The sequence below is a fragment of the Sinobacterium caligoides genome (assembly GCF_003752585.1).
GTDB lineage: Bacteria > Pseudomonadota > Gammaproteobacteria > Pseudomonadales > Sinobacteriaceae > Sinobacterium > Sinobacterium caligoides.
Genome location: NZ_RKHR01000003.1, coordinates 100,092 through 125,744, shown reverse-complemented (window position 1 = coordinate 125,744; position 25,653 = coordinate 100,092). Strand labels below are relative to the sequence as shown.

The following is a 25,653-nucleotide window of genomic DNA, read 5'->3' as shown; positions in this document are numbered from 1 at the left end:
GTTCTTACCTAAGCTCGTACTTTGTTATGCTGGCAAGGACTAATGGGTGATACCCCCGCCGTATTAAAAGAGTTAATATGCTGTAATCTATCAAGTCTTTTAAATATTTTGACAGACTGATAATCATGGAGTGGGTTGTTAGTAAGCCCGACACGAATAATAAGAATCTGCAGGGTGAATATGATTGATCTAACCGTCAATGGTAGTGCTGTTTCCCTTGATGTTGGTGTTGATACCCCTGTGCTTTGGGTATTACGCGATCACTTGGGATTAATGGGAACAAAGTTTGGTTGTGGTGCAGGTCTCTGTGGCGCTTGTACGATACATCTTGATGGTGTGGCTACACGTAGTTGTATTTTGCCAATTGCAGCTGTTGCAGGGCGGCAGTTGACAACCATTGAGGGGTTGAGTGAGTCGGCTGACCACCCCCTGCAGCGTGCATGGGTAGAGCACAATGTACCGCAGTGCGGCTATTGTCAGTCAGGTCAGCTAATGTCAGCAGCAGCGCTGTTATCAGAGAACAAACAGCCCAGTGAAACAGAGATCGATCAAGCTATGTCGGGGAATATCTGTCGATGTGGTACCTATCCTAGAATCAAGCGTGCTATTCAACAAGTGGCGGTAGGTCATTACGACCCGCAAGATGGGGGGCAATCATGAGAACAACACGTCGTGGTTTGATCAAGTCGATGCTCGTCACGGGTACAGGCCTTTCTTTAGGGGTACACTTGACGGGGTGCGGGGGTTCCTCGGACCAGTACTCGCATGGAAAAAAAGGTGACTTTCTTCCTAACGCGTTTCTCTCTATCTCGCCATCAGGAGAGGTAGGGCTGCAAATTCATCGCGCTGAAATGGGGCAGGGAATTACGACCGGCTTCGCGCAAATTGTCGGAGAGGAGCTCGATTTTGACCCTCGCCAGATCAAGATAGAGTTTGCAGGTATTCACCCTGAGTTCCAGGACCCCGATGTTGGCTTGCAGTTTACTGGTGGAAGTAATTCGGTTGCAGGTAACTATTTATTGCTGCGAGAGGCGGGAGCGACTGCCCGGCACTTGTTGCTGCAAGCAGCTGCTAAGGCCTTGAGCGCTGATATTTCGGCGTTATCAACACGTGATGGCAAGGTCTATCACGAAACACAATCGCTAGCTTATGGTCGTTTGGTGGCGCTAGCTGCTAAATTGCCTTTGCCTGATCGGGTGCCGCTGAAGCCATCATCGACGTTTAAGTATATTGGCCAAAGTATCGGTCGTGTCGACGCCCAACAGAAAGTTGATGGCAGTGCGCAATTTGGTATTGATGTGGTTCAGCAGAATATGCTGACAGCGGTGTTGCTACGTTCGCCCTCTATTGGTGGCTTGTTAATCGATTACGATGCCGCTGAGGCCTTGAGAGTTAATGGGGTCAAGCATGTCGTTCGTGTAGGTGAGGCGGTGGCTGTCGTCGCGACGGGGTATTGGCCTGCGCGTAAGGCTGCCGGTTTGGTCTCGGCTAACTGGGATGAGTCGGCGGGAAAAGGTGTTTCTACCGATGTGATTTTTGTTGAGCAGCAGCGTCTTTTGACTGCGGATGAGGCTGAAGTTGTTCGTGAAGAAGGGGAGCCGTTTATCGGCTCTAATACCATAACTTTAACAGCCTCTTACCGGGCGCCTCACCTCGCCCATGCGACGATGGAGCCGATGAATGCGGTGGCCGATTATCGTGATGGTCAGGTGCGTGTCTGGGCGGGCAATCAGGGGCCAGATATTGCGCGTGACATGGTTGCCCGTGCCCTAGAGCTTGATCGGGAGCAGGTTGAAATCTTTACCTGTTTACTTGGTGGAGGTTTTGGTCGCCGTGTTGTTCCAGACTATATGGTTGAGGCGGCGCTGGTCTCCAAAGCGGTGCAAAATCCCGTCAAACTAATCTGGAGTCGTGAAGATGATATGGCGAATGATTATTACCGCCCAAGCCATAGTAGCCGCTTAACGGCCAAGGTCAGTGACTCTGGTAAGTTGAGCTGGACGCATCGTCTCGTTGGCCCCAGCCTTTATCGTCAGCAACTACCGACGTCGATGCAGGCGGTGCTGCCTTCTTGGGCGCCGGAGGCGGCATCTAACAGTGTCGGGGCGATGATGGCCTCAAAGGACCCGACATCCATAGAGGGTGCGGCGAGCTTGCCTTATCAATTCGAGCATATTGATGTCTCCTATGTCGAGCACACGCCGGATGTGCCAATTGGTTTTTGGCGCTCTGTCGGTCACTCTCAGAATGCTTTTGTGGTTGAGAGTTTTATTGATGAAGTAGCGAATAAGCTCAAGCAGGACCCGCTATCATTTCGGTTGGCCCATTTAGAAGCCCAGAGTAAGCATGCGAAACTGTTGCAGAGAGTTCAGCAAATGTCGAACTGGGGTCGGCAGCCCGATGATGTTTTTCAAGGTGTTGCTGTGCATGAGAGCTTCGGTACTGTCGTGGCGGAAGTGGTTAACATCTCAATGGCAGGTGAGAAGGTCTCCGTAGAAGAAGTGTTTTGTATCGTTGATTGTGGGCGTGCGATTAACCCTGATCTTGTTGTTACGCAGATGCAGAGCGCGATCATCTTCGCTTTGACCGCCGCGTTTTATGGAGAGATTACGATAAAAGATGGCACTATTCAGCAGAGTAATTTTCATGACTACCCAATGCTGAGAATGAATGAGGTGCCTACCATTACAGTGGAGATTATGCCATCTTCGGCGGCACCTACCGGTGTTGGTGAGCCTGGTGTCCCACCGCTCGCCCCCGCATTGGCGAATGCATTGTATGCAGCAACGGGCGAGCGGCATCGTACATTGCCAATTCGCCTGTAAGCGATCATCATAGCGACTAATTTCCGCACAGGACTGCTTATGTGTAGCTTTGTGTGGCTTGCTAGTGCTTAGGAATGGTTGGGAGTAGCTGGGTAGTCAATGATGTATCGAGTATTGGAAGATAATGCGCTGTTCATGCTGATCGATAAGTCTGCGGGGGTTTCGGTGCATCGTGATGTTCACGGTAATACTGGTAGCGTAGGACTGTTCAAACAGGTTCAGCAAGAGCAAGGCTGCGCGCTCTGGCCGGTTCATCGCTTAGATCAACTGACCTCTGGCTTATTACTATTGGCTAAATCCGCGGAGATAGCAGCAGAATTTGGTCGCTTGTTTGAGTCACAGCAAGTACAGAAGTGTTATTTGGCCATCGCAGAAGGTAAGCCCAGTAAGAAGCAGGGGGTAATTGTCGGGGATATGGCGAAGTCACGGAAGGGCAGCTATAAGCTACTACGAACTCGTAGTAACCCGGCGAAGACGCGTTTTCTTTCTCACTCTTTAGCCCCCTCACTGAGAGCTTACCTGCTTCGTCCCTACAGCGGCAAAACACATCAACTGCGGGTGGCGATGAAAAGTATTGGCGTGCCAATATTAGGTGATAGCCGCTATGGCGGGCGTGAGGTAGATAGGGGCTATTTGCATGCTTATGCCCTGGCTTTCGAATTACGTGGTAAGTCGTATCAGTTTGTTGCCCCGCCGGCTCAGGGGGAATACTTCCAGCTCTTACTTGATCAGTTGAGCTGCGTGGGCTGGCAAGACCCTCTGGCGCTAAGTTGGGGAAACTAATGCTCACTGAGGCCTTGCAGATATTGTACCAAGATGATTATTTCGTCGCCGTACATAAACCGGCAGGTTTGCTGGTACACAGAAGTAACATAGACCCCCATGAAACGAGCTTCTTACTGCAGCGCCTGAGAGATCAGCTCGATCGTTACCTTTACCCTATTCATCGTTTAGATAAGCCGACATCAGGCTTGATCTTATTTGCTTTCGACCCTGTAACAGCGGCGAAGATACAGGCGATGATGGCTGCTAACGAAGCTACCAAAGAATACTTGCTAGTCTGCCGCGGATACACCCCGGAGTCGGGATTTATCGATCATGCTATTCGGCCAATCGATGAGTTTAAGCACAAGAGAAAAGAGGCAAGAGAGCCCCGAGAGGCGCAGGAGGCGCAAACGGAATACCGACGGCTGGCAACGGTAGAGCTGCCCGTCTGTGTTGATAAATACCCCGCAAGCCGTTATTCCTTAGTGCTGGCGAAGCTACTGACCGGTCGAAAACACCAGCTGCGTCGTCACTTTAAGCACCTTTCCCACCCGATTATTGGCTGCCCGAAATATGGTAAATCCAGTCATAATCACTACTTTGCTGAACAGTTGATGGCGCCTAGGCTGCTCTTGCACTCGTATAGAATGGCGATGAAACACCCTCAAACGGGTGAGAGCCTGCTTATCACTTGTGCGCCAGGGGGCGCTTTTCGTGAACTTATGGCACGCTTTAATTGGCTGCAAAGCGTAGATTAACCCTTATTACGTGTTGTGGCGGCAATGATGGACTTATTAGTACCGCTTGAGGTTATGTTATGCGTGAGATCACCATGCCTTTTAAAAACCCACCTGATTTCGGTGAGGTTTGCGAGGTGGCGCCGGGAGTGCTGTGGGCGAGAATGCCGCTGCCATTAGCTCTTAATCATATTAATGTTTACCTCGTTGATGCCGGCGATGGCTGGATGTTGATCGACACCGGCATGAAGGGGGAGCAGACCCGGGAGTATTGGCGGCAAATTATAGATACGCAGTTGTCTGGTCGGCCAATTGTTGGAGTGGTTTGTACACATATGCACCCAGATCATGTGGGGTTGGCGGGTTGGCTGGTTGATACCTATCGGGTGCCACTGTACATGACGATGGCTGAGTTCTTTCAGGCAGCCGTATTTTCGAGGCCGCTGCAGGGGCACGAGGTAGCGGCATTAGGTTGGCGTGCCGAGCAGTATTTTTCGCGCAGTGGTCTCAGTGAGTCGATGATCGCTCAGGTGGTGAAAGGGATGGGGGGCTTTGCGGCCGCGGTGGAATCGATGCCTCGCAGTTATACTCGCCTTGTCGACGGGGAGCGAATGCAATGGGGAAAGCACGAGTGGCAGGTGATTGTGGGCAGGGGACACTCACCCGAGCATGCTTGTCTGTACTGCCGTGATTTGGGGGTTATGCTGGCTGGTGATCAGATTATCGCAGATATCACCCCCAACGTGAGTGTTTCTGCAGTGGAGCCTGAAGGGCAGCCGCTGCAACATTGGTTGGCGTCGATCGAGCGCTTTAAACTACTCGATGATGATATCTTGCTGCTGCCAGCACATAAGCTGCCGTTCTATGGTTTGCATCGCAGGCTGTTCCAGCTCCAACAACATCATGAAAATCACCTTAAGGCGATTCTGGCGGCAACGGCAACGGCAAAGACCGCGCTTGAGTTGTTGCCAGTACTTTTTAAACGCGAATTGCCGCCGGGGGTTCTCACGCTAGCCCTTGGTGAGTGTATTGCTCACCTTCATGAACTGATACGCCGTGGTGTCATGGAGCGACAGTTGGTTGAAGGTGTTTATGCTTATCGGTCATTACTGAGTCAAAACAAGGCACAAAATAATCAACAGCCAGACGGTTATATTGCAGTATAATGCCGCCATTATTCTAATTCTTGGTGATGGAGAGAACGGTGGAACTAACCCACATTGATGCCTCTGGCGATGCGCAGATGGTAGATGTCACAGCAAAGTCAGTCACTCATCGTGTTGCAGTTGCTGAATCCTATATCGAAATGCAGCCTGAAACGCTCAAGCTCATCATTGAGGGTGGCCATAAAAAGGGTGACGTGCTTGCGGTTGCTCGTATTGCGGGTATTCAGGCTGCCAAAAAGTGTTCTGACCTCATTCCGCTGTGCCATCCTTTGATGCTAACGTCTGTCAAAGTGCTGCTGACACCAGACACCGATAGCAGCCGTGTTCTGGTGACTGCGACCTGTAAGTTGGCAGGGCAGACAGGTGTCGAGATGGAGGCACTGACTGCGGCGTCCGTGGCGGCGCTGACGATTTATGATATGTGTAAAGCGGTTGATAAAGCAATGGTGATTGGTGGCGTACAAGTGCTAGAGAAGCAGGGCGGCAAGTCGGGTCACTATCAACTGCAGAAGGATGCAAAGTGATTACGGTATTGTTTTTCGCCAAAGTACGGGAAGATCTTGATTGTCGCAGCTTGCAGGTCTCGGCACAGGGCTTACTTACTATTGCTGATTTGAAGCGCTCCTTAATCGCGGCCCACGGTGGTCGCTGGCAGCAGGTTTTAGAGGCGAGCAATTTAATCTGCGCCTGTAATCAGCAAGTCGTAGAGGCTGACTCTGCTATTAAAGACGGTGATGAAGTCGCCTTTTACCCACCGGTGACAGGAGGCTAGAGATGAGCAATGATAAATCACAGGCGTTAATCAGGGTTGTTGTTGAGGAGTCCGATTTCGATATTCAGCAGCAACAAGACTGGTTATCAAGCGTGGGGGATCATGTGGGTGCTGTGGTGAGCTTTGTTGGGCTGGTGCGTGATATAAATGAGGGACTGGATATTAGCACTATGGAGCTCGAGCATTATCCGGGTATGACTGAGCGTTCAATAGAAGATATCTGTCAGCTAGCAACACAGCGCTGGCCTGTTCATAGCGTCAGTGTGGTGCATCGGGTGGGGTTGTTGTGTCCCGCCGACCAGATCGTCTATGTGGGCGTTAGTTCGCGACATCGTGGTGATGGATTCCAAGCATGCGAGTTCATTATGGATTATTTGAAGACCCAGGCACCCTTCTGGAAGAAAGAGCAAACAGCTGCAGGGGCAAAGTGGGTTGATGCAAGAGAGAAAGATCATAGTGCGGCAGAGCGTTGGGCAGAATAATACTGCCTTCTTAGTCTGTTTGAGTGACACTCTTTATTGCTGTATTTGTTAAAGTAGTCACTATTGAATATTTGACGAGCAGTTGCTTAGCTGTTTGTTTCGATATGTACTTTGCGCGCCTTTATAAGACTGTTATGGTTACGGGCGAGCGTATTGATTAAATAATAAAAGGTCGGTGTTATGAGTTTTGACAGTCGTGAGTTTCGCAACGCGCTGGGGCGTTTCCCTACTGGAGTTTGTGTTATTACCACAACACCAGAGGGCGGAAAGCCAATGGGGATGACTGTAAATTCATTTGCAGCGCTATCGCTTGAGCCTGCTCTGGTACTATGGAGCATTCAGACAAACTCAGAATGTTATGCCGTTTTTGAGAAGGCGAAAGGCTTCACTGTTAACGTGCTTTCAGAAGAGCAGGTAGATGTTTCTAATGCCTACGCTAAAAAAGGTGATCACGACCTCAAAGAGGGCGAATTCCGTCTAGGTAAGTCGGGTCAGCCGGTCTTGAAAGGTGCCATCACAAGTTTTGAGTGTACAATGTCTGCACAACATGACGGTGGTGACCATGTCATTATCGTTGGTGAAGTTATTGAAATGGATAATAGCCCTACTGGGCGTCCGCTGGTGTTTCATAGCGGTAAGTACGAGCAACTTCGCTAGCTCTATTTCTTCACGGTGTTATTGGCACCGTGAAGCCACTCTGACCTGCGCTACCCCAAGCCACGTCATCACATTTTCTTACTGCTTTAAGCATATTCCCCCCAACTTATTATGCCGTCGACAAAGAGTGAAATTATTCTTAACTCGACCGATGGGGTGACAGCCTCTACAATTGCCGTCATTTAGGTGAATGGTAGCGCTGATATGTTCAGGATAAACTTTTGTAACCAATGTGGTAGTAAGACAGATCGTTGCACTCCCGCGGGCGATGACCGCTTTCGCGATGTCTGCACTTCTTGCGGTTTTGTGCAGTACCACAATCCTCGTTTAATCGTAGGAACATTGCCGACTTTCGAGGGTAAGATCTTGCTCTGCCGTAGGGCTATCGAACCACGTAAAGGTTACTGGACATTACCAGCAGGGTTTATGGAGTGCGGAGAGACGACCTCCGAAGGTGCGCGACGAGAAACGCGGGAAGAAGCTGGCGTTACATTATCGGACCTGAATCTATACGCCATTTACGATGTGCCAAGGATCGACCAAGTCTATATGTTTTATCGGGCAGAGATGAGTGATGAGAGTTTTTCAGTAGGTGAGGAGAGCCTTGAGGTGGCACTCTTTGATGAAGCAGAGTTACCATGGTCGGAACTTGCCTTTCCAACTATCGAGGCTGTGCTACGCCAATTTTGTGAGGATAGGCCAAGCGGTCAATTTGCATTGACTGAGAAGACGATTGTTGTTCAGCAGGGCGTTGATATCTAAGAGCTAATCTATTTACCGTCTGCAGGCAGGCTGCAGACGGTAAAGTTGATCAGCTGGCGATCGTCATTTGGTCGATAATGCCACGAATGCGTGCGTATTCGACAGCGGCATCCGGGAAAAATACCAACTTATAGAAGTAGCGTTCATTGACGGTGTGCTCGGAGGGTTGGCCAATGTTCTCGCGATGGGTTGAGTGGGTGTAGCTCATCTCTAAATGGATAACAGTACTACCCTCTGGGACGTAGAGCTCTCTGCCGTCGAGCGCCATGCGTTGCTTGTTGTCTTTGAGAGTGTACATAGACACTTCGGCAACTAAGTCGAGGTTAATGCGCAGTGTGCTGGTAATTGGCGCGAGGTATTTTGGCCCCATTGCCTTGTGTTGAATGTAAACTTGTGGTGCTTTGCGTACTTCTAGAAACATAGTGTTATCCGTTGTTCTCGGTTTCTAACTGTTGAATGAGCGGCTCAATGTAGCTGTTATATTTGGCGGGTAGAGCACTGACGATCTCGCAGCCACCACCGCTTATGGCCTTCATGAAATGTTCTTTTGCCAGGTCGTGCTTTCGTGCGCCGACATAACTCTGCGCCAGCTTTAAGTGTATCACGGGGTTGTCTAAGGCTAAATGGCAACGCAACGCGGTACGAAGTGCCTCGCAGGCGGCGGCGTAATCGCCTTTTTTGAGGTAGGCGTCGCCGAGCGCAGTGAGGACCCAGGTGCTTTCTTGCCATTTTGCTTGCGGTTTTGGGATGCTGATCCACGCCTTATAAAAGACTAAGAGGGCTTGCTTATAATTGCCCTGATCATAAAGTTGATAACCTTGATGGCACTGGCGAAGAATTGCGCAATGAAGCTGTTCGGGTAGGGAGTGTTCTTCTTCTATGGGGTCAGGCATTGCTGCGGCTCGATTGATGTGTGCTCTGGTGCAGACTATGACTGGCTACCGGGTGAGCATTGAGAAAGTGGTGGGCACTGTTATAATCCTACAGGCTTGTTTCATCGAATATTATCATTATTCACTAAAAGCATTAAATTACTTTAAATCAATATAATACGAGTACCTAGAGATGAGTTTTCCAAAAATAGGCAGTGCCGCACATGATTTTACGCTGCTTGACCAGAATGGGAGTAGCATATCGCTATCTTCTTTACGCGGGAAGACAGTAGTATTGTATTTTTATCCACGAGCAAATACACCGGGTTGTACTATTCAGGCGGAAGGGATTCGGGATCATCTGCAGTCGTTTGAAAAATTGAATACCGTAGTACTCGGTGTGAGTCCCGACACCGTTAAGAAAATCAGCAACTTCACAGAGAAAAAATCATTAAACTTCACTTTGTTGGCCGACGAGAATCATGAAGTTGCTGAACTCTATGGTGTCTGGCAGTTGAAGAAGTTCATGGGGAGGGAGTCGATGGGGGTTGTTCGTACAACGTTCCTAATAGACGCAGCAGGGACTGTCTCCGGCATAATTGAAGTCAATGGCCGAAAGACAGGCAGTAAGACTAAGACCCATCATGAAGACGTTCTAGCTTGGCTAGAGGAGAATCAATAGCGTCTTATTGCTGTCATTGCGGCAACCGGTGTCGCCGCAATGTAGGGTCAAGGTATTGTTGTATTAACAGGGTGTCATTAAACCTCTGTTTCAGCGGTGGCTTTCTGAGGAATGCCATCGTGGATCATGTCGAGAACGTGCTCGACGCTATCCCAGTCCACACCACGCTGTTTATTGAGTCCAAATATATTCCTATCGCTAAGCTCTGAGATCGCAAGGTAGTGAATGGCAGATCCGAGCACGAAGTAGAAGGCTCGAGCGTCAATCGCATCTTCAGAGGCAGCATCGAACGGAATCAAGCGGTAAATCTCTTGGCTCTGTTTCTCTCTTAGCTCAGCAAGAATAGACGTTAATGCATTGGCTTCGACCAACTCCCAGGCTAGTAGGGCGAGAGTGTGGGGGCGTTTACGCATGGCGCGCAATGAGTTTCGTGTCACAGACTTGCGTTGCTCAAGAGGTGACATTTTACTGAAAGAGTCTTTATCGCATCCAAGCATCTCTTCAAGTGGGGGCCAGCAAAGTTCTGTTTCAGCGTAGGCTTTTAGTGCCCCTTCAAAGCCGCCAAAGTAGCGATAGATTAACACCTTGTCGACACCGGCTTCTTTCGCTATACGATTAATGCCGAGGCCGGCATAGCCTTTGGTGACGAGTAGTTCATGTATGGCGCTAAGAATGCGTTGCTTCGTTAGCGTCTTATCCTTGATTTTGGTCATGTGGATACTCTGTTCATTATTGTTTTTTTATTAATATATCCAACTGTTTGAACTGCATCTAGTGGCTAAACTGACAAGATTTTCGACACACCTCGTGGTGTCTGCTTTCTTTACAGTTGTCACTATGCTCGCTGCTGCAGTTACCCTTGCGAGGGAGTCGTTTTATTTTTTGTCGCTTATACGCAAGATCAATCATTCATGCTGCGAAAACGTACTATTTCCTGTTAACTCCAGTCACTACGGGGTCACAGCCGGGGCGAAGTCTCTCGTGTCACGGCGTGTTAAAAATGCGTCTAGCGTTAGAGTGCGTTCATCAAAGAGAAAATTGTTGACAAATGGTAATGTGGTGGGGCGGGATTGCATTGCATTGGTGTCGGAATTTTTTACTAACGATAGCTAGTATGAATAGCACAGCTTGCGTATATAAAAGTTACAGTTGTCTGTTCGGGCGCATCGCTGTGGGGAATCTGCTTCATCGTTTCGTTATTTGAGCGGCTTTGAGTGGGTTACCTATACTTTTATTATCGTCGGTGATTCGCTTAGGTATTTTTCACGCTGATTCAATGCCTCTGCCTTGGGTGTGGCGGTATCGTTAGCTTTAGCGGGAAAGTATGAGTAGGAAAAATGTCTAGAATTCTTGTTGTTGATGATAACGAGATCAACATACAGCTGCTGCAGTTTGAACTGGATAATGAAGGTCATACTACGGTGGCTGCGAGAAGTGGCAGAGAGGCGCTATCGCTGTTGCGGCAAGGTGCTACGTTTGATTTGATTTTGTTGGATCTCTACATGCCCTTGATGTCGGGTATTGAGGTACTTCGGGCCTTAAAAGCGGACCCACTGCTAGCCACCTTGCCGGTGATTATGGTGACCGCTTCAGACCTTGATGATTCGATGATTGAGGCGCTGGATATGGGGGCCGATGATTATGTCACCAAGCCTTTTTCATTTAGGGTGCTGGCGGCAAGAATGCGTACATCGTTGCGCCTAAGAGAGGTACAGGAGAAGCTTCGAGCAACGAACCGGCACCTTAATATGCTTGCGACAACGGATGCCCTGACCTCACTGACAAACCGCCGTAGTTTTATGCAGCAAAGCGACCGTGAGGTGGTTCGCTCTATTCGCCATCAGCAGGGGCTTGTGATGGCCATTATTGACGTTGATCATTTTAAACGAGTTAATGACTGCTATGGTCACGCGGCTGGCGACAAAGTCTTGATATCTCTTGCTAAAGAGTTGAAAGGGCAAGTGCGGGAATGCGATATTCTTGGGCGCATAGGGGGGGAAGAGTTTGCCATTTGTATGCCGCAAACTGAGACAGAGCAAGCCGTCATTGCCGTTGAACGGCTGCGTGAAGCGGTAGAGTCGATGGAGATTGATATTGGCGGTCAGGTGCTTAGCATCACTTTGAGTATCGGCTTAAGTCAGTTACACGGCTCGGATTTAAATCTCATCGAAATTATGAGAGAGGCAGATCTAGCGCTTTACCAGGCAAAAAATGAGGGGCGAAATCGCTGTAGCATTCATTGAGTACTGTATTAGTTGGGTGTTGCATTTATTAGGTACTGCATTTATTAGGTACTGCATTTATTAGGTACTGCATTTATTAGGTAATGTCTTTATTGAGGAAAGCCGTCATGGACTCAAACATACTGATTGTTGAGGACAATGCTGATAACAGGCAGTTGTTGGCATGGCTTGTCGAGGATGCGGGCTATCCTCATACGGAAGTTGGCACTGCTGAGCAGTGTTTTTTGATGCTTGAAGAGCAGGCGGTGAGTTTGATCTTAATGGATATATCACTGCCAGGCATGGATGGCCTAACGGCGACAAAAAAGTTAAAGCGGGAGTTGTTGACCAGTCATATCCCTGTTGTAGCGTGTACAGGTCTTGAGGTGAAGGGACGCGAGTCTGCGCTCTTGGAGGCAGGGTTTGATGCATTATTGACAAAACCGGTTAGCTATCAGCTACTGCATACTGTCTTAGAGAAATTCACACCAACGGTGCACTAAATACTTAAGTTATTGATTAACGGCTGCATGGTTCGTTTCCTATCGTTCTAATGGTGGTAGCATATTGCTTTGTATTTACTGTTAGTGATCGATTGAGAGAAAAATAATAATGACTATGCCCCGCGATATTAAGATTATTGACCTTATGCTGAGCGTCCCCGGAGTCGATAACAGCCAGTGGTATGATTATATGGCACCGATGCTGCTCGATGAGCAGAGTCGGCAGATGTTCAAGATGCCTGCGCAATATATGTTTAAAGATATCCCTGAGGCAGGTGAGCAGACTGATTATATCGCTTATACCGTTGAGCAGATGGATAAGCATAATATTGAAATTGCCATGCTCGGTGTCGACGATGATAACCTCGTCGCCCAAGAGGCGCTGAAGCGATATCCCGAACGTTTTATTGCCTCTTATGAAGCTAACCCAAACTTAGCGATGGATGAAGTACGTAAAATTCGTCGATTAAAGGAAGAGTATGACATCAAGGCGGTGACGGGGTTTCCATCCGGCCTGTGTCCTCAGGTGCCTATCAATGATAAAAAATGGTACCCGATCTATGCGGCGCTTGTAGACTTAGATATTCCGTTTTGTCCTTGTGTAGGTGTTCCTGGGCCGCGGCTGCCGATGGATGCACAGAAAGTGGAGCTGTTAGATGAGGTCTGTTGGTTCTTTCCTGAATTAAAAGTCGTCATGCGCCATGGCGCTGAACCGTGGACTGAACTGGCGTGGAAATTGATGCTGAAATACCCCAATCTTTACTATATGACCAGTGCCTTTGCTCCAAAGTATTATCCGCAGGATATTATCGACTATGCCAATACACGGGGCAGCGATAAAATAATGTACGCGGGCTATTTCCCCATGGCGTTAACGTTAGATCGTATCTTTGCAGAGATGCCAGAGGTGGCGTTCAAGGACCACGTTTGGCCAAAGTTTTTGCGGGAAAATGCTGCGCGGGTATTCAAATTAACACTTTAAAGCACCATAAATAGAATAACAAAGGAGATTGGCTTAATGACCTTATCACTACAGGAAGTGAGTGATCGTCTAGAGTTGCAAGAGCTCGTTATCGATTATGCGACGGCGATTGATGAGCAGGACTACTCTGCGCTCGACAAAATCTTTACCGAAGATGCCTACATTGACTATACAGCGATGGGGGGAATTGAAGGGGATTTGCCATCGATAAAGCAATTTCTTCGTCAGGCTATGCCTGTGTTCCCAGCGTATCAGCACCTTAATGCTAATCAAAAAGTCGTGATTGATGGTGATACGGCAACCGGAAAAGTGATGTGCTTAAACCCCATGGTGGTGCCAACGGCAGAAGGGGAGCAAGTGATGTTTTTAGGTTTGTGGTATATCGATGAATATCGTCGTACCGAACAGGGCTGGCGTATTAGTCGCCGCGCTGAGCGAAAGAGTTTCAGCCACAATGTGCCAAGGGAGATGGCGGGGGTTTGATGTTTGGTGTGTGCTTGCAAGTCATATGACTCGAGCTTGTTGGCGCTCAAGCTCGAGTCATATCGATAGCGGCTATTTGCGTTTCGCAGCTTGCTTACCCGCCATGCGACCAGTAAAGGTCGCATCACCCACGCTGAGCCCGGAGCTATAACAGGCGCCGGTTCTAGGAATACCACAGGCGGTTCGTCCAGCGGCATATAACCCCGGTATCACGTCGCCGTTAGAGGTGACGACTTCGCCGGAGGGTAGGGTGTCAAGGCCGCCTAATGTGAAGTAGGGGTAGAAGGCACCGCGACCTGGGGTGCAGTCGAGGGCGGCAAAGGGAGCCTTGATCGGTTTGAGCCACTCGTCAGATTTATGCAGTAGCGGATCTTCGCCTTTGGCGGCATTGATGTTGTAGGTTTCGACGGTGTTCTGCAATACACCATTTGGTAGGCCGAGTTCCTCTTCGAGCTCACAGAGTGTTTCGCCCGTGCCGGCAATATCGGCGTTGAGGTAAGACTGGGTTTCATATTCACCAAAGTCTTCGGCGCTGAATACCAAGTAAATACGATCACCGGGCTGTTGTAGGCAGTGATAGCCGACGCGACCGTGGTAGCAATCTTCATTAATGAAGCGTTGACCACTGGCATTAACCAAGATGCCATAGGTGAGGCTAGAAGGTGGATAGTAAGGTAGGGTGACAAAACCATCGTGCATATTGATGGCGGCACCGCCGACACTCATGCCCATTTTGATACCAAAGCCGGTGTCGTTAGGATTGCCGATAGGAATAGAGGCCTTGAGCAGTGAGGGCGCATACTTCTTCAGCATCTCCTCGTTCATCACGAAGCCGCCGGCACAGAGAATGACACCTTTTTCCGCCTTGATGTTGAGCTCCTGCTGATCGATGCGGACAACGATACCGACGACACTATTGCTGTCGTCAACGATCAAGGTGAGGGCGCGGCTATCGTAGTGGACGTTGATATCACGGCTTTCGACCTGCTCGGTGAGAATGCCCATCAACATCGGGCCACCGTTATCACCTTCAACTTCTAAGTTATGGCCTCGAGGGCAGGGCTTGGCAATATCGCGATAGGGCCAAGCTTTCTCTGAGCCTGTGTAGAGTAGGCAGTCATCAGTCATTGCCATGATGGCCCGTTCGTTATAGATCGAGTTTTTGTACTTTGCGCCCATGCTGACCAACCAGTCGAAGTGGTCAACAGAGCCATCAACATAATTTTTTACCTTCGCGCTGTCGGCAAAATCACCGCCGGCCTGCATCAGGTAGTTGTACATGTCTTCACTTTTGTCCTCTAGCCCACACTCGCGCTGTACACGAGTACCGCCATTGCCGCCCATATAAACTTCGGCGCTGGAGAGTGCAGTAGAGCCGCCCGAGGCGCTGGCAGCTTCGAAGATCATGACCCGGCTGCCTGCGTCTGCGGCTTCAATTGCCGCGCAGGAGCCGGCACCACCGAAGCCGATGACGGCGACATCGGTGGTTTTATGCCATTCGCTGACATCACGTACATGACGGGGTTTGCTGGGTGTGGTTTTCTCGTTCATCGTTATTCTCGTTATTTGTGGACGGTGAAGTTAATGAGATTGATCGTAGCGACTGAGCTGATAATAGCGGTAGCCCCTATCGAGCAAGGTGAAGCGAAGTGTCTGTGGTTGAATCAATATCGGCTCTTGCGATCTAACAAAGGGACCGTTTTGCTTGTTGCTTGCTTTTATCTGGTAGAGCCCTGGTAGAAGCCTTGCTGGCCTGACATCGAAGCCGCCCTCTTTTCGACTAATCTGGTAGCCGCTATAGGGGCGTGCCAATGGTTCGCCAATGAAAACACCTTGCCCGGGCCAGAGTACGCTTTTCCAGTAGGCTTCAACCAACGTCTCGCCAGTCATGTAGTGTTCAATCATGGTTAGCGGGTCGGGAAATTTTTGCAGAAAGTTACATGGCTCGGTGACGGTGCCGTAGCTGCCGGTAAGGCCCGCATCGATCCACTGCATGGCACTCATTTGCCGGCTGTCGGTGAGCATGCCGCCAAAGGAGGTGAGGTGGTCGCCAACGGCGCCGGGCAAATAATGGTTGGTGTCGATGTCGGCGACCCGAGTGAGGCCGGTGAAGTAAAACATCACGTTGTCTTTGTTGCGGAGGCTGTCTGCCTGCTCAATGTGCACGGGTAGGCGGTAGCCTAGTCGTTGCTCTGCCAGCGTGAAGCGTTGCTGGCGAACGGTGCGGTTGGGGTCGCTGGTCTGCATTAACCAAGCCTCGCCGTTATTTTGATTGTTGTCACTGCTGATGCCTCGATCGATCATTGCTTTGGCGCTGGCAAAATCACTGCCGGCTAGCATCATGCTGGGACGAAGATGAAACTGTTGTAACGGTGTGGCTGTGGTGCTGTTGAAATAGGGGCTCGACTTGGTTGGTTTGCAGCCTTCGGCGCAATAAGCAGTGTCGTAACCCAAGCTAAACGCTGCCGTTGCCGACATACAGCCGACCCGATAAGGGCTATTCCAGGCCAGAGCAAGTGCTTGTATATTATCGGGCAGCTGCTCTTCTATTCGTTGCTTGGCTCTTTTAAAGCGAAAGGGAGATAGCTTATTGCTATTGGGAATGTGAATGTAGACGACGTTGCTGTCGGGGATATTACGTGCTTGCTGATAATAGCGACCAATTAATCGGCTCATGGGATCTGCGCCGTTAATGACGATACCCAGCTGTTCTTTACTGATACCTTGTTTGGGGAAGAAGAGCTCTGGCAGTGTTGTGAGTGAATAGCAAGCAGGGGCGATCATGGCGCAACATAAGGCGACGATAACGTATTGAACTGTTAGTAGTCTAGGCTGTTTCATCGACGGCCATTCCCTAAGCGGACTTGTCATTATTGTGTTGTTTGGTCGGCTCTATTCGGATAGGTTAAGCCGGAACGATAACGATGTAAATTGACAAAGGGGTTAGCTTTGAGAGTTTTTCTCGTCGTTTAACACTGTCAGATAATAAATATGAGTGGTGCTATGGAATTTATTAACAAGGTGGTATTTATCACGGGGGCGGCGAGCGGGATTGGCTTCGCTATTGCTGAGAAATTTGCTGCGCAGGGGGCATCGTTATTTGTGTGTGATATTAATGCTGCAGGCTTAGCGGAGGCCGTACAGGCGTTGGCATCGTATCAGGTTGATGTGCAGTCACAGGCCTTTGATGTCGGAGATGCGGAGGCTTGCAGTGAGGCGATACTGGGTTGTGTCGAATGCTTCGGCAGGCTGGATGTGCTGTGTAATGTCGCCGGTTACGCTAAGAGTGAGAACTTTACTTCGCTAACGATCAGTGACTGGCAAAAGATGTTGTCGGTCAATCTTAGTAGTGTTTTCTACCTGTCTCATGCCGCGATGCCGCACCTCATCGAAAGCAAAGGTAATATCGTTAACGTCGCGTCAACGGCAGGGCTGGAGGGGCAGGCGTATAACTCGATCTACAGCGCTACCAAGGGTGGGGTCATTAGCTTGAGCAAATCTTTGGCGATGGAGTTTGCGGCAAAAGGTGTTCGCGTTAACGTGCTGTGCCCCGGTGCGGTTAATACTCCGCTGACCAGCCAGTTTTCAATCCCAGAGGGGGCTGATATGGCACTCTTTAGCCGAATGTTTCCACTGCTGGATATGGCTGAAGCCAGCGAGATAGCAGAGGCTGCGGCCTTTGTCGCCAGTGATAAGGCGCGTTATATGACCGGTGTGGCGCTGCCCCTTGATGGTGGCTCCAGTGCTGGCTGACGGACCGGCTGGTCTATTAATTGTGAATTGCTTATAGTAGGGCCGTCTATTCAATAGAGGTAACACATGGAAGCTTATTCACAACTGATCGGTACCTTGGCGCTGACCATGGGCGTCTCCTGGGCTAGTGGCGTTAATCTTTATGCGGCACTCTTGGTATTAGGTATCGGTGGCAGCACGGGTAACATTGATCTGCCGCCAGAGCTTGCGGTGGTGCAAGACCCGATGGTGATTGCCGCGGCGGGCCTAATGTACTTTGTCGAGTTCTTCGTTGACAAGACACCAGGAGCCGATACCGTCTGGGATGGCCTACATACCTTTATCCGTATACCCGCTGGCGCCATGTTGGCAGCATCTGCGGTTGGTGATGTCACGCCTGCGCTACAGGTGGCCGCGGGATTGATGGGCGGCTCGGTGGCCGCTGCGACCCATGCGACTAAGGCGGGGACCCGTATGTTGGTCAACACCTCGCCGGAGCCGTTCAGTAACTGGACGTTATCAATCGGCGAAGATTTGGCGGTGATCGGCGGTCTTTTTGTTGCGCTGAATCACCCCGCGTTGTTTTTGGTCGCCTTCGTGTTGTTTATTGTTCTGGTTATCTGGCTTCTGCCGAAACTGTGGCGGGCACTGCGTTTGATTTTTGGTAAAGTGAAGCGTTGGCTTAGCGGCGATAAACAGCCTCCTAACCAGCCACCGATTATGCCGAACCTAGCGCTAAGTAGCGATGCGATGGATGATCTCACCGATGAGCAGTTGGCGGATCAGCTGGCGGCGGTAGAGGCGCTGTATAAAAAGGGCAGCCTCACCAAAGAGGAGTTCAGTGCGGCAAAACGCAAGATATTAGGTCTATAAGGCATAGCGAGAGTAGGGGGCCGCAGTAGCGGCCTTTTTTGGATGTTTGACGTTAGATAAATGAGATAGGGTTGTACGTGAGAATTATTTCAGTAAATACCAATGGCATTCGTGCCGCTGCAAAGAAAGGCTTCTTCGACTGGATGTTGGCGCAGCAGGCGGATGTTGTTTGTATACAGGAGACCAAGGCACAGGAAGAGCAGCTTGGTGATGATGTTTTTAAGCCTGAGGGCTATCACCGCTTCTTCTTCGATGCCGAAAAGAAGGGCTATAGCGGCACGGCGATTTACAGTAAGTCCGAGCCACTGTCGGTGGTGAAAGGCTTAGGTTGGGACCCCTGTGACAGTGAAGGACGCTACATCATCGCTGAATACGCCAACACCTATGTCGCCTCACTGTATTTGCCTTCCGGTACTGCTGGCGATGTGCGTCAAGATGTTAAATACGACTTTATGGCCAAGTTCATGCAGCATCTTGAGCAGCTGCAGAAGCGTGATAAAGAGGTCATCATTTGTGGCGATTGGAATATTGCCCATACTGTGGCTGACATTAAAAATGCCACGGGCAACAAGAAGAACTCAGGCTTCCTGCCTGAAGAGCGTACCTGGATGGATGGCTTGTTTGGTGATGCCGGTTGGGTGGATGCTTTCCGCTGTATCGAGCAAGAGCCTCATACCTATACTTTCTGGTCGACGCGGGGCCAAGCTTGGGCTAATAATACGGGCTGGCGCATCGATTATCAGGTGGTTACGCCAGCGATCGCTGAGCGAGTACTGAGCAGTTCTGTCTATAAAGAGCAACGCTTTAGCGATCATGCACCGTTGAGTATCGACTACAGCGGCGAGCTATAATGAATACTTGCCGGTGATATTGATAAGCATCTTTAAACGCTGTATGTTACCGGCCATTAACCCTAGATTTACCTATTGAGGCTTTTCCCTTATGAGTTTCCTTATTCCATCGGCCTATGCACAAGATGCTGCCGCCGCAGCGCCAGGTTTTGACCCTATTCAGCTGGTATTTATGGGCGGTTTGTTCGTCGTCTTTTACTTCATTGCTATTCGTCCGCAGCGTAAGCGTCAGAAAGAGCATACCTCGATGATGAATGAGCTGGCTAAAGGTGATGAAGTCATGACTACCGGCGGCATGCTGGGTAAGATTGTTAGCCTTGATGAAGGCTATGTTGTATTGAAAGTGTCAGACAATGTCGAGCTTAAGTTCCAGAAGTCATCGGTACACGCTGTACTGCCAAAGGGCACACTGAAGAAAATCTAAGTATTTTCTTTTGGCCAGAAAAACCCGTGTCACGTTGTGGCACGGGTTTTTTATTATCTCGATGTAGCGGCAATGCACTGGAGTCGAGTGATTGATGGATACAAGATCTTATTTTTGATCCGTCGATAGGTAAAGCTAAGGAATTTATTGACCATTTCAGGGACATTGCGTAGGCCTTGCGGCTAAGACAGTGAAATGATTCGGCAATATGGTACACTCCGGCCAAATTTACACTCTCTCCTGCAAAGAGGCCTCAATCTTGTCTAAATCCGATGTTTTTACACCTGAATTGCTCTCGCCAGCGGGTTCGTTGCGTAACATGCGTTATGCCTATGCTTATGGCGCTGATGCGGTATACGCGGGTCAGCCCCGATATAGCCTGCGCGTGCGTAATAACGAGTTTAATCTCGCTAACCTCGAAGTGGGTATCAATGAGGCACATGCAGCGGGTAAGCAGTTTTATGTGGTGAGCAATATTGCACCACATAACAGCAAGTTAAAGACATTTTTGAAAGATGTTGAGCCGGTAATTGACCTTAAGCCAGACGCCTTGATCATGTCAGACCCTGGCTTGATTATGATGGTGCGTGAGAAATGGCCCGACATTAATATCCACCTGTCTGTGCAGGCTAACGCCGTCAACTGGGCGAGTGTTAAGTTTTGGCAGCAGATGGGGTTGACCCGCACGATTCTCTCTCGCGAGCTTTCACTGGATGAGATTGGACAGATTAGTCAGGAGGTGCCGGGGATGGAGCTGGAGGTCTTCGTACACGGTGCCTTGTGTATGGCGTATTCTGGACGATGCTTGCTCTCAGGTTATATCAACAAGCGTGACTCGAATCAGGGCAGCTGTACCAATGCGTGTCGTTGGAAGTACGATGCCCACGAGGCAGTAGAGACGAGTAGCGGTAATATTATACCTGCCACGGCAGTGGAGAGTTGGACGCCTGAAGACGGCATTGAGCCAACACTGGGGGCCGGAGAGCCGACAGATCAGATGTATCTGCTACAGGAATCGGGTCGTCCCGATGATTATATGCCGGCCTTCGAAGATGAACATGGTACCTATATCATGAACTCCAAAGACCTGCGGGCATTGCAGCATGTCCCTCGCTTGCTTGAGATGGGTGTTAAGTCACTCAAGATAGAAGGGCGTACCAAGTCACATTACTATGTGGCACGGACGGCACAGGTGTATCGTAAGGCGATTGACGATGCGGTTGCCGGTCGTGATTTCGATATGGCGGGCATGGATAACCTCGAGGCACTTGCTAACCGTGGTTATACCGAGGGCTTCTACCGTCGTCACGTCCATGACGAATACCAGAATTACGAGCGTGGCAACTCCTTGCCGACCAGCCAGCAATTCGTCGGCGAGGTTGTCGACCAAGATCGCCAACGTGGCACAGTCACCATCGATGTGAAAAACCGTTTCGAAGTCGGGGATAGCGTCGAGCTGATGACACCTGCGGGCAATCGTCGCTTCTCACTTGAGAATATCGAGAACAAAAAAGGTCAGTCTGTGGATGTCGCACCAGGTTCAGGTCATATTGTGACCATCCCTTGCCCGATTGATGCCGACGCAAATCTTGGCTTATTGGTTCGAGATTTGTAGCCATTAGATATTTAGCGCGTACTCAAAAAGGCGGCTTCGGCCGCCTTTTTTGATGGATCGCAAAATAGCAGAAAAAACCCATTAACAACACTTAAGATAACCGCTGATCGCTTTGTTATGGTAGCGTATTGTCCCACTATGTAGGTCGCGCAGTCAGATAAGGGATAGTACCTGTTTTTGACCTGCTTAGAATGATAAAAACTTATCGACTCTCTTGAGTTGTCATTATAAATCAACCATAAAAAACAAAGGGTCTGTTTTATGGAAACGATTGAATCGTTTATTGGCGCCATTAATGGCGTAGTTTGGGGCGTGCCTATGCTGACGCTCATCCTAGGTGTCGGCTTGTTTCTCTCTTTTGGCTTGAAATTGATGCCGATTACTAAGTTAGGGCATGGTTTTAAGTTGTTGTTTGCGGGCCGTAAGGGCGATGAGAAAGAAGGGGAGATCAGCCCTTTTAATGCTTTGATGACCTCTTTGTCGGCGACCATTGGTACGGGAAATATAGCCGGTGTGGCCACGGCGATTGCACTCGGTGGACCGGGCGCGCTGTTCTGGATGTGGTGTACTGCGCTGGTCGGTATGGCGACGAAATATGCCGAGGCAGTCTGCGCTGTGAAGTATCGTGAGGTCGATGAAAAGGGTAACTACCGCGGTGGCCCGATGTACTACATCAAGAATGGCCTAGGCAGTAAGTGGACCTGGTTGGCAACAGCCTTTGCTATCTTTGGCATGTTGGCAGGCTTTGGTATCGGCAATTCAGTACAGTCAAACTCTGTTGCCGAGGCACTTTTAGAGAACTTTGCAATTGATCCGATGATTACAGGTTTAGTGCTGATGGTATTAACGGCGGCAGTGGTTCTCGGTGGCGTTAAGCGCATCGCTTCTGTTGCCGGTGTGCTGGTGCCGTTTATGGCCGTTGCATATTTGGCGTTGGGGCTCTTTGTGTTGGCGTTGAATATTGAAGCGTTGCCAGGGGCCATTGCCCTGGTGCTGGAGTCGGCCTTTACCGGTCATGCGGCTGAAGGTGGTTTTGCCGGCGCCGCGGTGTGGATGGCGATACGGTTCGGTGTCGCTCGTGGCGTATTCTCAAATGAGGCGGGTCTCGGTAGCGCGCCGATTGCCCATGCGGCGGCACAGACGAACGATCCGGTGCGTCAGGGCTTAGTTGCCATGTTGGGCACGTTTATCGATACGATTATCGTCTGTTCGATTACCGGCTTGGCGATTGTGGTCACGGGAGTGTGGACCAGCGGTGAAACCGGTGCAGTACTAACCTCACATGCCTTCCAGTCAACCATGCCGATAGGGGGGGTAGTGATTGCGGTGGCGTTGAGCGTGTTTGCTTTCACGACAATTCTGGGTTGGTCCTTCTATTGTGAGCGTTGTGTTCAATACCTCTTCGGTAATAAAGCGGTGTTACCCTTCCGTGTTTTATGGGTGCTTGCCGTGCCACTAGGTGCTATGGCCAACCTTGAATTTGTCTGGTTGTTAGCTGATACGTTGAATGGTTTGATGGCGGTACCTAACCTTATTGCCCTAGCGCTACTAAGCCCAGTAGTCTTTAAGTTAACGCGAGAGTATTGGGAAAAACAGAAAGCCTAACTGTTTCTTTAGACTAAAAAGCCGGCACTTTGCCGGCTTTTTTGTTTCTGAGCTATAGCGTAAAGTGGGAAAGGGTCATGTTGTCATCTAACACATGAGAAGCATAAAGCCTATGATTTCAAAAGCGTACGATCGTACTAGTTATGTAAAAGCCGCATACATTTGATCTGTGTTAACCCCTTTCGCAAAGCACGCTATAGCCGCATTGTTAAAAGCAAGGTAATATTTTTAATGACAGGTATGTCGTGATTGCTTTTGCAAATATCTTTTTCTTTTGCATCCCTAAAAGATGCCTGGGTAAGGTTTATTGGCTGGGTTGTTAGATAAGTATTCTGAATGTTTTTCTTTGAACGATATTTTGTATTCTATAAATTGATTTTATAATTCTATACTTTTTATAGGGTAATTTTTGTATTTAATATTTATATGTAGAGTTATTGATAGGTAGCTCTTGTCGCTGTCGTATTTTTTTTTAAGGTTGTTGATGTCGTTCTTTTATATTTCTCAAATGTTGATTGTTGCTGCTATATTCTTCGACCTGATTTCATTTTATTTTAAAGGTCGGGGTAGTATTGTTGCTTGTTTATTTTGTTCCGGGGTGTTGGTCGCAACTCATTTTGCCCTGCTTGAGCAGTGGACTGCCGCCACGCTAATGGTACTAGCAACTTTTCGATATTTGACCAGTGTATTTTCAACCTCACCGAAATTGATGTTCTGGTTCTGTGGATTGTCGATTTTGGCAGCGGCTTACACCTATGCTGGATTAGTCAGTATTTTGAGTTGTAGTGGGGCCATTTTTCAAACCATGGCGGCTTTTAAGAAAGAAGGAGAGCGCCTAAGGCAGTTGATGATGGTTGGCGCCGCTTGCTGGATCTTGAACAACTATCTTGTTCATTCTCCAGCAGCGGTGGCGATGGAGATTTTATTTTTTGTGAGTAATCTCGCGGCATATTATCACGATTATATGCGTAAGAAGCCACGGCAGTCGTGGGAGCAATAGCAGGGGCTTGGTGTCGAGGAGTTAGCGAGGCATCCACGCCAAGAACTTTGCTCATGTATGCCATGGGCGATAGGCTGATTAAATAAAGAATGGTAGTGTTTGTGACGCGTCGAATTATTTTACACTAACTCTCGGCTAGCTACCTTCTAATTAATCGCGGGATCCTGTATCTTGTGCTACCACAAACGAGCACCCGATAGCTACGGGTTTGGTCGCCGTTATCATGAGCAATAACAAAAATTGTGCTAAAAACGTGCTATTTTCTACTGCTGCACTGGTAATGTAGTAGGGGTGTTCAAAAGCTGGGAAGGTTCGGCTTAATGCAGGGTGCTTAACACGCTGCATGACAAGAGTGATAATTTTGAGAAAATACTCTGCTTGATACATCGAACGGGAATTCGATGACAGCAAGAATAACAGGGTTAACCGGTAATAGGTGTTGCCAAAAATAATAATTAGCGCTTTCAGGGATTGAATTGACAGTGAAAAATATAACCAAAATACGTAGTTTGCTTTTAGCATTACCCCTAGTATCAGCTGCCGCTATAGCAGAGGATAAAGATACTGAAGATATGAACCCGTTATGGGAGTACTGGGCAAAAAATCCTTCTTCAGTAGTGGTATATGGAAGGGCGGAGGTGTTTCTCAATAGTAATCATGGCTACAATAAAATTAATGATAACTATGAAATAGATGATTACGGCGATGGTGAGTTCTCTCAAACAGAGGTAAATACTCTCTCTTCACGCTTTGGTGTTAAGGGTGAGCTGCCGACCATGATAGAGACCCTAAAGATAGTCTACAAGTACGAGGTCGGCGTTGGAAAAGAGCTTTATTCACGCAACCAAGCAGTGGGTATTAAGTCATCTATTTGGGGTGAGGTGATGGCGGGTCGTCATGATTCTGCACTGAAAAAAACCGTCAAATCAAAGTTGACTAATCTAACCACCGATCTATTTCATAATTTCCCAGGTGCAGATTATGAGTATTCGTTGATGGGAAAGAATCGCTTAGATCATATGGTTGGTTACAAAAGCCCTACCTTGAAAGACTTTGATTACTTTATGACACTAAGCCCAGAAGAAGAAACGGAAACAGGTGATGGGAAGTCGACGGGGTTATCGCAAGCTCTGAGTTATACTAGCAAGGATCTTGGTATCTATTTGCTATTTGCAGCCGATAGAAACATAGCTAACCGTGATATCAACAGGATTATTCTTCAGTATGTAACGGGGAAATTCTACTACACCGCTGTAGTACAAGAGTCCGAGGCGCATAAAGAGTTAGCGACCAACACCCAGGATGATGATCAATACGCTATTCTTTTCAATGCTGCTTATTCTAATAAAAGATCTATCTACAAAATGCAGCTTTCTGAGTCTCGTGAGACAGATAATGAGCTAATTTTTACCAGTGAGTCCTTGAAGCAAAACGCTACAAAATCAAGGCAACTGACATTGGGTTATGATTATCTATTAACCGATGTGATCACTCTTAGCAGCTATATCTCTGCGCGAAACTATTCCTATGTTTCAGGTTATGATGGTAATGAGGAAACAGATAAAATTGCCGGTGTAGGCATATGGTTTAAATTTTAATATGTATTAAGTTGCAGCGCCTCTTTGTTTGAGGTGTTGCGATAA

The 25,653-nt window shown here is 48.8% G+C and carries 28 protein-coding genes; 23 read left to right on the top strand and 5 right to left on the bottom strand.

What is annotated here, in order from left to right; genetic code table 11:
- Positions 1 to 180: 180 nt before the first annotated feature.
- From EDC56_RS00780 to EDC56_RS00735, 10 genes are all read left to right on the top strand, one after another.
- Complete coding sequence (locus EDC56_RS00780) at positions 181 to 660, top strand: (2Fe-2S)-binding protein (protein WP_162844038.1); 480 nt, start codon at positions 181 to 183, stop codon at positions 658 to 660.
- Positions 657 to 2,825, top strand: a complete 2,169-nt coding sequence (locus tag EDC56_RS00775; protein WP_123710639.1) for a xanthine dehydrogenase family protein molybdopterin-binding subunit — start codon at positions 657 to 659, stop codon at positions 2,823 to 2,825. Before EDC56_RS00780 ends, EDC56_RS00775 begins: the two co-directional genes overlap by 4 nt.
- A gap of 99 nt (positions 2,826 to 2,924) precedes the next feature.
- Positions 2,925 to 3,608, top strand: a complete 684-nt coding sequence (locus tag EDC56_RS00770) for a TIGR01621 family pseudouridine synthase (RefSeq protein ID WP_123710638.1) — start codon at positions 2,925 to 2,927, stop codon at positions 3,606 to 3,608.
- A complete protein-coding gene (locus EDC56_RS00765; RefSeq protein WP_123710637.1) occupies positions 3,608 to 4,348 on the top strand; it encodes a pseudouridine synthase in 741 nt (246 codons plus the stop codon). Before EDC56_RS00770 ends, EDC56_RS00765 begins: the two co-directional genes overlap by 1 nt.
- Positions 4,349 to 4,407: 59 nt before the next feature.
- Positions 4,408 to 5,493, top strand: coding sequence for an MBL fold metallo-hydrolase (locus EDC56_RS00760; protein ID WP_123710636.1), 1,086 nt, complete (start codon positions 4,408 to 4,410; stop codon positions 5,491 to 5,493).
- Between the two features lie 26 nt (positions 5,494 to 5,519).
- Positions 5,520 to 6,017 carry a cyclic pyranopterin monophosphate synthase MoaC gene (moaC, locus tag EDC56_RS00755; protein WP_123710635.1) on the top strand — a complete coding sequence of 166 codons (498 nt, stop codon included), beginning with the start codon at positions 5,520 to 5,522 and terminating at the stop codon, positions 6,015 to 6,017.
- Entirely contained in the window at positions 6,014 to 6,265 is a 252-nt protein-coding gene (locus EDC56_RS00750; RefSeq protein WP_123710634.1) for a MoaD/ThiS family protein, read from the top strand. Before moaC ends, EDC56_RS00750 begins: the two co-directional genes overlap by 4 nt.
- Before the next feature lie 2 nt (positions 6,266 to 6,267).
- Positions 6,268 to 6,747 carry a molybdopterin synthase catalytic subunit MoaE gene (gene moaE / locus EDC56_RS00745; protein ID WP_123710633.1) on the top strand — a complete coding sequence of 160 codons (480 nt, stop codon included), beginning with the start codon at positions 6,268 to 6,270 and terminating at the stop codon, positions 6,745 to 6,747.
- 180 nt (positions 6,748 to 6,927) lie between these two features.
- Positions 6,928 to 7,404: a flavin reductase family protein gene (locus EDC56_RS00740; protein WP_123710632.1), complete on the top strand. Its 477-nt coding sequence runs from the start codon at positions 6,928 to 6,930 to the stop codon at positions 7,402 to 7,404.
- Positions 7,405 to 7,608: 204 nt separating this feature from the next.
- Positions 7,609 to 8,166, top strand: coding sequence for an NUDIX hydrolase (locus tag EDC56_RS00735; protein ID WP_123711712.1), 558 nt, complete (start codon positions 7,609 to 7,611; stop codon positions 8,164 to 8,166).
- 49 nt (positions 8,167 to 8,215) lie between these two features.
- Here the strand turns inward: EDC56_RS00735 and EDC56_RS00730 are convergent, their stop codons facing one another.
- Entirely contained in the window at positions 8,216 to 8,587 is a 372-nt protein-coding gene (locus EDC56_RS00730; protein WP_123710631.1) for a hypothetical protein, read from the bottom strand.
- A 4-nt stretch (positions 8,588 to 8,591) separates the two neighbouring features.
- Positions 8,592 to 9,059: a hypothetical protein gene (locus tag EDC56_RS00725; RefSeq protein WP_123710630.1), complete on the bottom strand. Its 468-nt coding sequence runs from the start codon at positions 9,057 to 9,059 to the stop codon at positions 8,592 to 8,594.
- 172 nt (positions 9,060 to 9,231) lie between these two features.
- Here EDC56_RS00725 and bcp point away from each other — a divergent pair, with 172 nt between their 5' ends.
- A complete protein-coding gene (gene bcp / locus EDC56_RS00720; protein WP_123710629.1) occupies positions 9,232 to 9,720 on the top strand; it encodes a thioredoxin-dependent thiol peroxidase in 489 nt (162 codons plus the stop codon).
- Positions 9,721 to 9,797: 77 nt separating this feature from the next.
- Here bcp and EDC56_RS00715 read toward each other — a convergent pair whose 3' ends face one another.
- Entirely contained in the window at positions 9,798 to 10,433 is a 636-nt protein-coding gene (locus EDC56_RS00715; RefSeq protein ID WP_123710628.1) for a TetR/AcrR family transcriptional regulator, read from the bottom strand.
- A gap of 624 nt (positions 10,434 to 11,057) precedes the next feature.
- Between EDC56_RS00715 and EDC56_RS00710 the strand changes: the two genes are divergently transcribed.
- The 4 genes from EDC56_RS00710 (at position 11,058) to EDC56_RS00695 (ending at position 13,910) form a co-directional block, all read left to right on the top strand.
- Entirely contained in the window at positions 11,058 to 11,963 is a 906-nt protein-coding gene (locus tag EDC56_RS00710) for a diguanylate cyclase (RefSeq protein WP_123710627.1), read from the top strand.
- A gap of 107 nt (positions 11,964 to 12,070) precedes the next feature.
- Positions 12,071 to 12,445, top strand: coding sequence for a response regulator (locus EDC56_RS00705; protein ID WP_162844037.1), 375 nt, complete (start codon positions 12,071 to 12,073; stop codon positions 12,443 to 12,445).
- A gap of 109 nt (positions 12,446 to 12,554) precedes the next feature.
- Positions 12,555 to 13,427 carry an amidohydrolase family protein gene (locus EDC56_RS00700; protein ID WP_123710625.1) on the top strand — a complete coding sequence of 291 codons (873 nt, stop codon included), beginning with the start codon at positions 12,555 to 12,557 and terminating at the stop codon, positions 13,425 to 13,427.
- A gap of 36 nt (positions 13,428 to 13,463) precedes the next feature.
- Positions 13,464 to 13,910: a nuclear transport factor 2 family protein gene (locus EDC56_RS00695; protein WP_123710624.1), complete on the top strand. Its 447-nt coding sequence runs from the start codon at positions 13,464 to 13,466 to the stop codon at positions 13,908 to 13,910.
- 72 nt (positions 13,911 to 13,982) lie between these two features.
- On the opposite strand, the gene EDC56_RS00690 is transcribed toward EDC56_RS00695, so the two are convergent.
- Together EDC56_RS00690 and EDC56_RS00685 are read right to left on the bottom strand one after the other, a co-directional pair.
- Positions 13,983 to 15,461 (bottom strand): FAD-dependent oxidoreductase, encoded by a 1,479-nt coding sequence (locus EDC56_RS00690; RefSeq protein WP_123710623.1) that lies wholly within the window; start codon positions 15,459 to 15,461, stop codon positions 13,983 to 13,985.
- Between the two features lie 30 nt (positions 15,462 to 15,491).
- Complete coding sequence (locus EDC56_RS00685) at positions 15,492 to 16,751, bottom strand: TIGR03790 family protein (protein WP_211333515.1); 1,260 nt, start codon at positions 16,749 to 16,751, stop codon at positions 15,492 to 15,494.
- Positions 16,752 to 16,913: 162 nt separating this feature from the next.
- Here EDC56_RS00685 and EDC56_RS00680 point away from each other — a divergent pair, with 162 nt between their 5' ends.
- From EDC56_RS00680 to EDC56_RS00640, 8 genes are all read left to right on the top strand, one after another.
- A complete protein-coding gene (locus tag EDC56_RS00680) occupies positions 16,914 to 17,663 on the top strand; it encodes an SDR family NAD(P)-dependent oxidoreductase (RefSeq protein ID WP_211333514.1) in 750 nt (249 codons plus the stop codon).
- 66 nt (positions 17,664 to 17,729) lie between these two features.
- Positions 17,730 to 18,515, top strand: a complete 786-nt coding sequence (locus EDC56_RS00675) for a DUF4126 family protein (RefSeq protein ID WP_123710621.1) — start codon at positions 17,730 to 17,732, stop codon at positions 18,513 to 18,515.
- 77 nt (positions 18,516 to 18,592) lie between these two features.
- Positions 18,593 to 19,366, top strand: coding sequence for an exodeoxyribonuclease III (locus EDC56_RS00670; RefSeq protein ID WP_123710620.1), 774 nt, complete (start codon positions 18,593 to 18,595; stop codon positions 19,364 to 19,366).
- Between the two features lie 91 nt (positions 19,367 to 19,457).
- Positions 19,458 to 19,790: a preprotein translocase subunit YajC gene (gene yajC, locus EDC56_RS00665; protein WP_123710619.1), complete on the top strand. Its 333-nt coding sequence runs from the start codon at positions 19,458 to 19,460 to the stop codon at positions 19,788 to 19,790.
- A gap of 319 nt (positions 19,791 to 20,109) precedes the next feature.
- A complete protein-coding gene (trhP, locus tag EDC56_RS00660) occupies positions 20,110 to 21,405 on the top strand; it encodes a prephenate-dependent tRNA uridine(34) hydroxylase TrhP (RefSeq protein WP_245980652.1) in 1,296 nt (431 codons plus the stop codon).
- Positions 21,406 to 21,666: 261 nt separating this feature from the next.
- Positions 21,667 to 23,010, top strand: coding sequence for an alanine/glycine:cation symporter family protein (locus EDC56_RS00655; RefSeq protein ID WP_123710617.1), 1,344 nt, complete (start codon positions 21,667 to 21,669; stop codon positions 23,008 to 23,010).
- 484 nt (positions 23,011 to 23,494) lie between these two features.
- Positions 23,495 to 24,010 carry a YgjV family protein gene (locus EDC56_RS00650; protein WP_123710616.1) on the top strand — a complete coding sequence of 172 codons (516 nt, stop codon included), beginning with the start codon at positions 23,495 to 23,497 and terminating at the stop codon, positions 24,008 to 24,010.
- A 482-nt stretch (positions 24,011 to 24,492) separates the two neighbouring features.
- Positions 24,493 to 25,608, top strand: coding sequence for a porin (locus EDC56_RS00640; RefSeq protein ID WP_148059267.1), 1,116 nt, complete (start codon positions 24,493 to 24,495; stop codon positions 25,606 to 25,608).
- Positions 25,609 to 25,653 lie beyond the last annotated feature (45 nt).